8 protein-coding genes and 1 pseudogene are annotated in these 12,181 nt (G+C 60.4%); 5 read left to right on the top strand and 4 right to left on the bottom strand.

Features of this window, described 5'->3' with window-relative positions; genetic code table 11:
* Window positions 1-22: 22 nt before the first annotated feature.
* A pseudogene (locus tag GGD62_RS40930) lies at window positions 23-1,588 on the bottom strand (VCBS domain-containing protein); the annotation flags it as partial.
* An 878-nt stretch (window positions 1,589-2,466) separates the two neighbouring features.
* Here GGD62_RS40930 and GGD62_RS25855 point away from each other — a divergent pair.
* From GGD62_RS25855 to gmd, 4 genes are all read left to right on the top strand, one after another.
* Window positions 2,467-3,567 (top strand): helix-turn-helix transcriptional regulator, encoded by a 1,101-nt coding sequence (locus tag GGD62_RS25855; protein ID WP_183710891.1) that lies wholly within the window; start codon window positions 2,467-2,469, stop codon window positions 3,565-3,567.
* A 201-nt stretch (window positions 3,568-3,768) separates the two neighbouring features.
* The gene (locus tag GGD62_RS25860; protein WP_183710892.1) at window positions 3,769-4,008 is read left to right on the top strand and encodes a hypothetical protein; all 240 of its coding nucleotides are present in this window, start codon (window positions 3,769-3,771) and stop codon (window positions 4,006-4,008) included.
* Between the two features lie 287 nt (window positions 4,009-4,295).
* Window positions 4,296-4,862, top strand: a complete 567-nt coding sequence (locus GGD62_RS25865) for a transglutaminase-like cysteine peptidase (protein WP_183710894.1) — start codon at window positions 4,296-4,298, stop codon at window positions 4,860-4,862.
* Between the two features lie 267 nt (window positions 4,863-5,129).
* On the top strand, window positions 5,130-6,221 hold the full coding sequence (gene gmd / locus GGD62_RS25870) for a GDP-mannose 4,6-dehydratase (protein WP_183710896.1): 1,092 nt from the start codon (window positions 5,130-5,132) through the stop codon (window positions 6,219-6,221).
* Window positions 6,222-6,325: 104 nt separating this feature from the next.
* Here the strand turns inward: gmd and GGD62_RS25875 are convergent, their stop codons facing one another.
* The 3 genes from GGD62_RS25875 to GGD62_RS25885 form a co-directional block, all read right to left on the bottom strand.
* On the bottom strand, window positions 6,326-7,633 hold the full coding sequence (locus tag GGD62_RS25875; RefSeq protein WP_183710898.1) for a WcaI family glycosyltransferase: 1,308 nt from the start codon (window positions 7,631-7,633) through the stop codon (window positions 6,326-6,328).
* 59 nt (window positions 7,634-7,692) lie between these two features.
* Window positions 7,693-8,667, bottom strand: a complete 975-nt coding sequence (locus GGD62_RS25880; protein ID WP_183710900.1) for a GDP-L-fucose synthase — start codon at window positions 8,665-8,667, stop codon at window positions 7,693-7,695.
* A gap of 755 nt (window positions 8,668-9,422) precedes the next feature.
* Complete coding sequence (locus GGD62_RS25885) at window positions 9,423-10,505, bottom strand: ABC transporter substrate-binding protein (protein ID WP_183710902.1); 1,083 nt, start codon at window positions 10,503-10,505, stop codon at window positions 9,423-9,425.
* 296 nt (window positions 10,506-10,801) lie between these two features.
* Between GGD62_RS25885 and GGD62_RS25890 the strand changes: the two genes are divergently transcribed.
* Window positions 10,802-12,169 (top strand): undecaprenyl-phosphate glucose phosphotransferase, encoded by a 1,368-nt coding sequence (locus tag GGD62_RS25890; protein WP_183710904.1) that lies wholly within the window; start codon window positions 10,802-10,804, stop codon window positions 12,167-12,169.
* Window positions 12,170-12,181 lie beyond the last annotated feature (12 nt).

A 12,181-nucleotide genomic window follows, 5' to 3' on the forward strand; every position in this document is an offset into this window, starting at 1 on the left:
CGGACGGATTGTCGTAGACATCGTGAATCGTGGGTGTGCCGATCACCGCCGCGTCATTGACGCCCTTGATGACGAACGAGATTTGCTTGGCCGTGCCGTCGAACGACTTGACGATGAAGGTTTCGACCTTGGTGTCGCCCGCACCGAGATATTGCACGGCGCTGTTGGCGACCGAATAGCTGTAGGTGCCGTTGGCATTCAGCGTCAACGCGCCCAGATTGCCCTGCCCAGTGATCACGCCGGCCTGGAACGTGGACTGGTTCTGGTCGGCATCCGAGATCGAGATCGTGCCTGACACCGACAGCGTCGGCGTGCTCGCGTCCTCGGTGACGGTGGTGAAGGCGGGCGCGCCGATCACGGCGGCATCGTTGGTGCCGTGAACCGTGAAGGAGACCTGCTTAGCCGTGCCGTCCAGCGCGCTGATCGTGAACGTCTCGACCCTGGTCTCGCCGGCGCCGAGATATTGAACGGCGCTGTTGGCGATCGAATAGGTGTAGCCGCCGTCGGCTTTCAGGGACAGGGTGCCGAAATTGCCCACCGCGGATACCACGGTGGTCTTGAACGCCGATTCGCCTTGATCGACGTCGGAGATCGCGATCGTCCCGCTGAGCTTCAGGGTCGGATTGCGGGAATCCTCGGTGACATCGGCAGCCGAAGGCGTGCCGATGATTGCGGCATCGTTGGCGCCCTGGATCGTGACGGTCGCCGTCGCTGTCGATGTCAGGCCGGCGCTGTTGGTTACGGTGTAGGTGAAGCTCTCGCTCGCGGACTGGCCGGCGCGCAGCGACTGGAACGCCGAACCCGGCGTATAAACGATGCTGTGGCCGTCGGCGGCGATGCTGACCGTCCCCAAAATTCCCTGCGTGTTGACGGAGGTGACGCGCAGCGTCCCGCCCGCGGGGTTGGTGTCATTGGCGAGCACGTTGATCGCGGTGGCGCCGGCATCCTCGCCGATCGTGACCGCATCGGCATTGGCGACCGGTTTCTGCACGAGCGAAACCTGGAAGACAGCGTCGTTGTAGTCGGCGTCGCCCGGCGCGGTGTAGGTGCCGTTGGACCTGCGCGTCGCGGCGGAGTCCTCCCAGGCGATGGTGCCGGTTGCGCCGTCGGCGGTGTCGCCGGCGAGCTTGGCTGCCGTCTGCTGGCTGCCCATGACCGACGAGGCATAATCGACGCCGCCCGCGTTCTTGGAGGTCTCGGTGAACAACGCATTGGCGCCGGCGCCCCTGAGCAGGTCGGGCTTGCCGGCAACGTAAATGACGTTGCCGTTGGCATCGACATCGGCGACCGCCCAGGTGCCGTCCGAGAGCTTGATGACCTTGATGGCGCCGGAGAGATCGTCGGCATCGTTGCGGCCCGGCGCCGCGCCGTCGGGAATGAGGAAGAACTGGATCTTGCCAAGATCGGCGGTGTTCACCGCAAAGTCGACATAGGAGACACCGGGGGTGAGGGCGCCAGCCCCTTGCGAATCCGCATTTGCGAACAGAATTCCGCCGAGCCCTGTTGAGCTGTTGTACCAACCAAAGGTGTTGCGATAGGCCGCGGACTCCGAGACAAAACTGGCGCGCAAAATCGTCTGGTCGCTCATGGCGAGCCCCCCCTTTAACGTTCTGATGCTCAAAAGTTCGCCGTCAGCCCAACGGCGCGAGTTGGAAATGAAATGGTCTTGTTATGATTGTATCGGGTATCGATTCGACGAGGCGCCGTTGCCCGACGTCGAACGGCGAAGTCCTGTCACGGAGCGACGAAGGACTTCTGATAATTGCAAATTGTTTTCATTGTTGCGTGACTGCGTCAAGACAGCACAGCTGCTAACCTTAAGCGCAGTGTGAATCGAACTGCGCAGCCGAGAAAGCGCGCGTTCCAGGTTTGCGATTGCGCACGATTTCGGCAAACCAGAGGATCGAAGCTCTGCCGAATGGCAGCACAATACGGGATGGAATGAAGCGATCGCCTTGCCTCCCCGGCTGGCCTTGACCAGATCGCTTAAGCTGCCGAGAAAATGGATTGCGACCGTTGATAGCGCAGCTGAACAATTCGCGCCGCGCCGGGCAACACATACTGCGACACTCTGACGCGCACTGATATCCCCACAGATCGATATCGGGAGCCGAAAGCCGTCGTCGAGATCCGACTGACTCAAGCAAAGCAATGTCATCTCAATTCCTGGTGCGGCAAATATTTCTCTTCCATGGAATAGCGCCGGCACATCTGGACGCATGACCCGAATGGGTCATTCCGGTCCGGGCCCCGCCGCCTGCCGCAGCCATCCGCCAGACTTTCGTCAAGTGCGATTTTTCAGGAAAAACAGGCAAGGGGGGCTTGCTTCGAGCCGCCTCCTCACGAAGCATCGCCGGTCAGGGAAACGCATTCCGAGGCCCCAAATGTCGGGGACTTGCATGCATGCAGCAAGGATGCATGCGGGCTCGAAACGAAATGCGTGGGGTTAGGCGGAGGGGGCCGCGCTTGAAAGTCGACAAAATCGACGATGCGGAGCTGTCGAAGGTCCTCAATCGACTTGGCGAAGCCGCCGTGAATCCGGAAGCATGGCGCGACATCATGGATGACATCTGCAAGGCGGTGGGCGCGTCGGCGGCCCTACTCCTTCAAAGCGATATCCGGACCCCGGACGTTCCACGCACGGCGTCGATTGCGGAGGCTACCGAACTCTACTTTAGGAATAACTGGCATCTGAGGGACCCGCGCGCCAAGGGCTTTCCGCGCATGATGGCGGGAGAGGTCGTGACCGACCTCGATGTGATGACGCCGGAGCAGATTCGCGCCGATCCCATGTACAACGAGTTGCTGTTTCCATCCGGATTCCGCTGGTTCGCCGGCATCGGCTTCTGGGCCGACAGCGCCGCGTGGGCATTGACGATCCAGCGAACCGGCCGCGAAGGCCCGTTTGAGGCAATCGACAAGCAGCTGCTTGCCCAATTGGCGCCGCGCCTGACCGAGACGGCCACGCTCGCGACGGTCGTCGGCAGGACTGCACTCACCGCGATGACCGATGTTCTGGACCGGGTCCGACAGCCCGCGTTGATCCTCAATCGGGAAGGAATGGTCCTGCGCACCAACGCGGCAGCCGAAACGGGATTCGACAACGAGATCCGCATCAGAGAGCGGCGCCTCATCCTTCGCGACAAGCATGCGATGACAAGGCTCGATCAGCTGATCAGCGCGGTGCGCTCCACGCCGGACGCCTCCGCCATCCCCGCCTCTCCGATCCTGATCCGCCGGACGACAAAGCCACCGGTCGTCTTGCGGATCCTGCCGGTGGACGGAGCGGCGCGCTCCGTCTTCCTCGGAGCCCGCGCCATGCTGATCCTGTCCAACCTCATTCCACGCCCGGCGCCGGATCCGGCGCTGATCGGCCAGGCCTTCGATCTCACCCCGGCGGAATCCCGCCTGGCCGCCCTGCTTGCAACCGGCGCATCGCTCGCCAGCGCTTCCGAGCACCTGCGCATCTCGCGCGAAACCGCCCGCAACCACCTCAAGTCGATCTTCTCGAAGACGGGCGCGCACCGCCAGTCGGAGCTGGTCAGTCTGGTTTCGCAGCTGGGGTGAGCGGGGCGATCTGCCGATAGCCGCTGAGGCATAGAGCTCTCGGAGAACACGCGATCGGGGTTGGCCGAAATTAGGACATCCCCTCCGAAGCTTAGGCGTGATTGGCTGTTTCCTGTTGTTGCCAATAACAAGCCGCGAACGGGATCTGAACTGTTGAGCACCGCATTCAGCAGCTAGAAAACAGGCGCGTGTGTCGTCGGCATGATGCGCGTGTACCGCATTGATCGCGAACACCGACGCGAGCCGATCTGCGGCCCATTCCTCGCCGAACCGATTGTTACGGTCGGAGCACTCGCGCGCGGACTTCTCGCGCTACTCCTCGCCGGCAGTGTCGAGGAACGAGCCTACAGCGTGCCGTTCGGCGAACCGCAACGCTCCAACAGTTTGAAGCCGAGCAAGTCGCTACTAATCGACGAGTACAAAGTGAGACGCATGGACTAGCGTTCAAATGGATTAGCGTTCATGCGGTGGTCGGTCTCCGGACGCTGAGACGTACAACGACCATGCGGCGGATGCGGATGCTCAACGCTGGCATGGTTGTCATGTCTCGCTGATTGGCCTGATGTCGAAGACACGGACGAACTGCGCCACGATCGCCTCCAGCCGGTCGAGATCAGACTCGCGCGCTGCTTCGCAATTGGGCATGAATTGCCCTACAATTGTCATAGCGATTCCATCGCATCGCAATATACTTCGCCTAGTAATCAGAAATGTCAGGCGAACTTTCGATGATCAGACATGCGGTCCGCATGCTGGCCATAATGTATTGCGTTTGCGGCCGGCCCGCCTATTCGAACTACGAATCCCAAGCGGTGACGCCACCGCTGTCATTCTCACAATTCTGTATTCAATATCCCGAGGACTGTCAGCGCCACGACGATCGCAGGGTCCGAGACTTCCGCTCCTCAATTCAGCGTTGGCGAGAACTCGCCCAGATCAATTCAACAGTGAATTTCGGCATAACACCAAAGGATCCGCCCGCAAGCCGACGCGACGCGGAGTGGCAGATATTCCCTGACGAAGGCAATTGCGGCGACTATGCCGTCACCAAGCGCCATCTGCTGCTGCGATCCGGCTGGCCCAGCTCGGCCCTCCTTCTCGCTGAGGTCGTCGTCCGAGCGACCGGAGAGCATCATCTTGTGCTGCTCGTGCGTGAGGGAAAAGCGGTTCTCGTGCTCGATAATCTGAGTCCCGTGGTCACGCCGTTGGTCGATGCGTTGGATCGGTTCGCAATCGTACGGGCGGAGTCGGGAACGGATCCACAACGGTGGACACGCGAAGTCGCGACCTTCTAGCTGGCCTTCTGATCGACAGGGCCAAGCCTCATATGGTCATGAGATCCGATCTAGTTTTTTCCGCGGTTTGGAAGCCTTTCGCCCGACTACGGTCAAACGAGGGACAGACACCTTGAATGGCACTGCGCCTCGCACGTACTCGGAGGAAATCTTTGGCGCGCCGGCTGGAGCCAGACGCCGTTAATCTAAGCTTGATTTTCGCTCTATTTCGCCCTCCCTAACCAGGTCGATTTCGTGTAAGCACCAATTTCCATTTTTGGGACTGATATGACAAAGAAACGAGCACTTATTACCGGCGTGACTGGCCAGGACGGCGCCTATTTGGCCGAACTTCTTTTGCAGAAGGGATACGAGGTCCACGGCATCAAGCGCCGGACCTCGCTGTTCAACACCGATCGCATCGATCATCTGTATCTCGATCCGCACGAGCCTGATCCGCCCTTTCGGCTCCACTATGGCGATCTGACGGACTCCTCGAGCCTGATCCGGATCGTCGGCCAGGTACAGCCAGACGAGATCTACAATCTCGCGGCGCAGAGTCACGTTGCCGTCTCGTTCGAGGAGCCGGAATATACGGCGAACTCCGACGCCCTTGGCGCGTTGCGCATCCTTGAAGCTATGCGCATTACAGGCTTGGAGAAGAAGACCCGGTTCTATCAGGCCTCCACCTCTGAGCTCTACGGCTTGGTCCAGGAGATCCCCCAAAAGGAAACCACGCCGTTCTATCCCCGCTCGCCGTACGCCGTCGCCAAGCTTTACGCCTACTGGATCACGGTCAATTACCGTGAAGCCTACGACATGTATGCCTGCAACGGCATTCTCTTTAACCACGAGTCTCCGGTCCGTGGCGAAACCTTCGTCACTCGAAAGATCACCCGGGCTCTTGCGCGCATTCATCTCGGCTTGCAGGAGCGCCTTTATCTCGGCAATCTGGACGCCCTGCGCGATTGGGGGCACGCTCGCGACTATGTCGAAATGCAATGGCTGATGCTGCAGCAGGACAAGCCAGAGGATTTCGTGATCGCTACCGGCGTGCAGCACTCTGTCCGAGATTTCGTGAATGTCGCTGCGAACGAAGTGGGCATGACCGTTCGCTGGGAAGGAAGCGGCGTCGAAGAAAAGGGATATGACGCCAAGACCGGAAAGTGTGTCGTTTCGGTCGATCCGCGCTATTTCCGCCCTACCGAAGTCGCGACGCTTCTTGGGGATCCGTCAAAGGCCAAGCAGAAACTCGGCTGGGAGCCCAAGACGTCGTTCGAAAGCCTGGTTCGAGAAATGATGAAGGAAGATCTCGAATCCGCAAAGCGCGATGAACTCATCAAGCAGCACGGCTTCAGATATTATCCACGCCACGAGTAATCCCTATCGATCGGCCAACAAGGCGAGCGAACCAAGCAAATGAGCGCCGATTACGGCGCTCATTTTTTTGGATACATTAGGGTACCCAATGGAGATTGCGCGCCTCAAGACGACCGGACGGCGTCTTCCACCGGAAGCGCAAACTCGCCAGCAGCGCCTTCGATGTGCGTATCCTTTTGTGCTGTCGCATTGCCCTGCCCTGCCATGGCCTCCGACCACCGGTGCACAATTGCGCCTCGGTCCCAACGATCCAGGGCGCGCCTTCTTCCTTCTTGCCCATAGTGTTCACGGAGAGCCGGCGCCTCGCTGAGTTGGCAAATGGCAAGCGCAAGAGCGACCGCATCTCCGGGCGGGATCACAAGGCCCGCATCCGTGACTTCCGCCGCGAGACCAGTGCCTTCTTCAGCCATCGCGATGACCGGCCGAGCGGACGCGAAGATTGCGCCAAGTTTCGAGGGTAATACCAGGTCGGCGGCTTCAGCCTTCTGCGGAATCAAATGAAAATCGGCGGTGGCCATCAATTGATTGAAGCTATCGACGGGCTGAAGCCCAAGAAAATGGATGTTGCGATGCCCGCTGGCGAGCTGCTCCAGCTTGGCTTTATGCGGCCCTTCGCCTGCAAGGATGAAGTGGATATGCGGATGGCTTGCCTCTAGCGCGATGGCGGCCTCGATCACGAACTCAAGGCCTTGCTTGTTGGACATCGTTCCAGAATAGAGTGCAACGATATCCCTTTGGTCGAGCGTCAGGTCGCGACGGTATTTGGTCATTCGCGAACCCGGGCAGATCGCGTTGGTGTCGATCCAGTTTCTCACCTCGATTGTTCTATCAGGATCCAACCCCTTAATTCGCAGCCGCTCGACCATCGCTCGAGAGATGGTCGAAACGCGATCGAACGATTTGAGGATTCCCGTTTCGACCCGAAGCATCCACTTTCGCAGAGAAGGATTGCGCAGCAGACCAAGATCGAACGCCGCATCCACCTCGAAATCCTGCACGTGAAGCCATGATTTGGCGCCGACGCGACGAGCGACAAACGAGACAAATGCAGCCGACATCAGGGACGGCGCGACAGCGATCATGACGTCAGGTCGCCAGGACAGTGCGGCAAGGAGGACTGACGGAGCGCTCGTGAGCGCGAATGAAGCGTGATGGACTAGCCGCTTAGCGCCCGTGGGATGTCCGGGGACATAAATCGGCGTCCGTGTTACACGAACGCCGTCAATAGCCACCGACCTGAAGTACGACGATTTGAACGCGGGGGGGATCTTCCAGGCCGGATAATAGGGAGGCGCCGTAATCACTCTAACTTCATGACCTTCGGCAACCAGACTTTCGCAGAGCTCGGCATTGTATTTCGCCACACCGATGAGATCGGGGGCATAATTGATGCCGACCAAGAGAATGCGCATAAAGCCCGCCCCAATTCAAACTTCAGAATAAAAAAGGTCTTGCAATCTAACTAGTCTACTCAGCGCGTCGCGCCGACTTCCAGATGACGTCCGTGGCCTTGGAGATAATCTGCGTAGGCCGCTGCGAGGCCGGCCCGCAAAGCAACTTTCGGCTGCCAACCAAGCCCTCGGATTCTCGAGCTATCCAGCAACTTGCGTGGTGTTCCGTCGGGCTTGGATGTATCGAATGCGAGCTTGCCTTCGTAGCCCACGACCTCCGCGACTGCCGTCGCGAATTCGGCAATCGACAATTCGTCGCCACTGCCAACATTGATCGGCAGATCACTCGAGTAGTTCTTCAGAAGGAAGACGCAGGCATCTGCAAAATCCTCGACGTTGAGAAATTCGCGGAGCGGCGTGCCCGTGCCCCACACAGTGACTGTCGGGGCCTTGGCAAGCTTGGCTTCGTGGAAGCGCCGGATCAGCGCGGCCGGAACGTGGCTATGATCCGGATGATAGTTGTCGCCGCGGCCGTAGAGATTGGTCGGCATGACCGAGATGAAATCATCGCCATATTGCCGACGAAAGGCCTGGCACATCTTGAGGCCGGCGATCTTCGCGATTGCATACCACTCGTTGGTCGGCTCCAGCGGACCAGTCAACAATTCGCTTTCGGCCATCGGCTGCTTGGCGTGCTTGGGATAGATGCAGGACGAGCCGAGGAACAGCAGGCGTTGCACGCCGATCGCGTGACTCGCGCGAATGACGTTCAGCTCCACTGCAAGGTTGTCGCAGAGAAAGTCGACCGGAAAATTATTGTTGGCTGCGATACCGCCGACCTTTGCCGCGGCGTGGACCACGACCTCGGGACGATTGGCCTCGAGCCATTTCAGCGTGGGCTCTTCCTTGGTGAGATCAAGCTCGCGCCGGTCGGCGACCAGCACGGTGCAATGCTCCGACGCAAGCCTTCGGACGACAGCCGATCCGACCATGCCGCGGTGACCCGCGACAAAGACACGTTTGCCCGTGAGATCGTAGGTTGAAACCCCTGTCATCGTATCCTCTACCGGCGTTCGATTGGCCGGATCGTCACTTCCGTGAGATCCAGCTACCGCCGCATTACGCAATCACGCTGCCGATGCAGCCCCGCCAAACTGGTAACACAATCTTCACCATGCAACAGCCAATCCCGGCCCGCAAAGATATTCATGGTGAACCCGTGCTGCGCGCACAAAAGAGCAGCACACGGCGAAACAAAAATGAGCAAGGCAGCCGCATGAGCTGTGCGGCTGCCTTGTAAATCTTCTAAAAAGCGGCGCTCGCCGCTCAGGTCAGCCGAACCTCAGTATGCCCGGCGCAGGACAGGGCCGACGGGCGCGCAAACACGGTCCATATACCAGCCATAGGGCGTCTCGACCCGCACCAAGGGGCAGTGGCGCGACGGTACATATCTATATGGGTAGGGCTGCGCCCAGAACGTGACAGGCGTCGCCTGGCTTGCACCCGTGAGCAGGGCCGCCGGCGCCGGCATTTGCATCGCCGCGCTTGCTCCGCTCGCTGCACAGAAGGAAACGGTGGCGGCCAAAAGGCCTGCTCGCATCAAGGTCTTAAACATCCCAAAAAGCTCCTTGCCCCTGCGGATTTGGTCCATTCCCCGCGCCCCACCAGGAGGCTGCAACCCGAGAACCACCGCGAACCAGCCTGAATAGTAAAGCCTAGATTACCAAGGCTAGGACCGAAAAGGCAACCGACGCCGCAGCTTGGGGAGGCCCTTTGTAGCGATATGGCGCGCAACTGTGGCTTCTTGGTCCTATTTTTCTTCGCTCCAGGCGCCCGGGGCGGCAAGGTCGGGTGAACGTCGGTACACATCTCGAAGGAACTGATAGTTGACGGTCTGGGCCAGCGGCACGTCCTCTTCGCCAAGCTTGGCGAAGAGGAGAATGTCCCGAAGCGTCCGCCAACGGCTTTCGTCGTAATCGCCGATGCGCCCCCCTGTCGGCAACACCAGCGGACGCAGCTGCTGCAGTTCGAATTTCAGCCGCTCGGAATTCAGCCTGGCCGGTCCGGCGCCGGCGAGAACGGGCACGCTCCGTGCATAGTCCGCGTAGGTGAATTGCCATCCTCGGATGAGGCCCTGAAGGACATCGGCAATCATGGATGGCTGTTCATGGACGAGAGCGTTACTCGCGAAGTAGACCAAGCCAGGAACATGGATGCCGTAGTCTTGCGGTTTGATGACATTCAGCTTCGTGAACGTCGAACTGGAGGGATCCGGTTGCTCGTCGATGGCGGCGATGATGGCATCCACCTGCCCGCCCCGCAGAGCTTCGAAGCTGTCGCGGTCTGGGACCTTGGTAATCTGGCTGCGGGGAAGCCCGAGCTGCGCCATCATGGCGTCGAAAACGACGTCGCCCTCACTCGCCCTCCGGTATCCGACCCGCTTTCCGACCAAATCAGCCGGACGCCGCAAGCCCGAGGCTTCAAGCGTGAAGATCGCGACGGAGGTATCGAGGAAGCTTGCCGCAAACGCAGTCACCGGGACGCCGTGCCAGCTCGCCAGCAGGAACTTCTGGCCGCTCGTCACGCCGATGGCATGTTGGCGTGCAATCGTCTGGACGAACTCGGGGTCTTCGGGCTGGGCCGACACCTCTATGCGGGAGGAGAAATACCCCTGTCTCGACGCCGAGAGCTCGCCGGCGAATCGCGCGCCATACTGGCCGTCGAGGAGGAGCTTGACTGTGCCGGCCGCGGAGGCCGTCGGAGCTCTTACGGGGGCCGCATCGGGGCGAAGAAGCAGAAGCGCGGTCCCCACCAAGGCCGCCGCAGCGAGGCCAATGGCAAGGTAACGCCTCCCTTTCGGCCGGGTCCGCCGCCGGGACTGGGTTCGGGGCAACGAGAACTTCCTAACGGGTTGTGAAATTTAACATATCAGTCGAGGCGAGATGGGCTACAATGAAGCTTCTGGGGTAAGGTTAATTTTCCCTTCGCCTTGTTTTGAAAGCGATTTTGACCGATAGCACGCCGCGTTCGGATAATGAATTTTGCGTCAATGGGCTTGGCAAGATGACAATTCTTTCCACTCGACCGGTGCCCGTCCCTGATTCTGCGACGGAAATTCGTACGGTCGAGCAATCTCCGGCAACAGGCTATGCGCCGAGCTGGCTGCGTCCCGTGGTTGTCGAGCGGTTGATGGCTGTGGCCGATGCGGCGCTGATCGTGTTCAGCGGGATTGGCTGCGCGGTCGGCTACCACATCGCGACTGCGGGCACGCTCGGCAAGGCGGACGTCTATGCGGCGGCCAGCGTCCTGGTCGCGATCAATTTCACCCTTCTGACCATCGTGCAGCACGGCTACCGCCTGAAAACCGTCACCGACGTACCCCGCACGTTCCGGATGACGCTGACGACGTGGACCGGCCTGTTCGGCGCGCTGCTGGCGATCGCCTTCACGATGAAGGTCAGCGACGAGTTCTCCCGCGGCACCACCATCTCGTTCTATCTGGTCGGCCTTACCGTTCTGCTCGCCTGGAAGGTCGCGGCCGCGCGCTGGACCGCGCATGGCTTACGCACCGGCGCCTTCGCCAACGGCCGCGCGATCATGATCGCCGAGTTCGGCCTTGCCACCTCGTCCAACGCGGTCGACGACCTCGGCCAGCACGGCTACCGCCTGATGCGGGTCATGGAGATCCCCGCCAAGGAGCTCGCCTCGCCGCTGCTGCTCTCCTCGCAGGCGCCGCGGTTCGAGGAGCTGATCACTTATGCGCGCGAGAACCGGATCGAGCACGTCTTCCTCTTGATGAACTGGAGCCGGCAGCACGCGATCGACAGCATTCTGGACGCGCTGAAGATCCTCCCCGTCCCGGTGCATCTGGTGCCGGACGCCAACACGGCGCGCTTCCTGCGCTATCCGCTAGTCGGCACCGGCAACACCTTCACCGCCGAGCTGCGCCGCGCACCGCTGACCGTTCGCGAACGTGCGCTCAAGCGGGCGCTGGATCTCGTCGGCGCGAGCTTTGCGCTCCTGGTGTTCGCGCCCGTGATGCTGGTGACCGCGATCCTGATCAAGCTGACCTCGAAGGGCCCGGTGTTCTTCCGCCAGACCCGCCACGGCTTCGGCGGGCGCGCGTTCAAGATCTTCAAATTCCGCACCATGCGTGTGCTGGAGGACGGCCCGACCATCGTCCAGGCGCAGAAGAACGACCCGCGCGTCACGCCAATCGGCAAATGGCTGCGCAAGACCTCGATCGACGAGCTGCCGCAGCTTCTCAACGTGCTCAAGGGCGACATGTCGCTGGTCGGCCCCCGCCCGCACGCGGCCGCCCACAACACCGAATATGAGCAGATCATCGGCAACTACGCCTTCCGCCACCACGTCAAGCCCGGCATCACCGGCTGGGCCCAGGTTAATGGTTATCGCGGAGAAACCCGCACGCTCGACCTGATGCAGAAGCGTGTGGAGTATGATCTGTGGTACATCAATAATTGGAGCGTGTGGTTGGATGTGAGGATCATCGGGAGCACAGCACTTCTTACCTTTGTCCGACCGAACGCTTATTGAGCCCACATAACC

It is taken from the genome of Bradyrhizobium sp. ERR14, assembly GCF_014198235.1.
Lineage (GTDB): Bacteria > Pseudomonadota > Alphaproteobacteria > Rhizobiales > Xanthobacteraceae > Bradyrhizobium.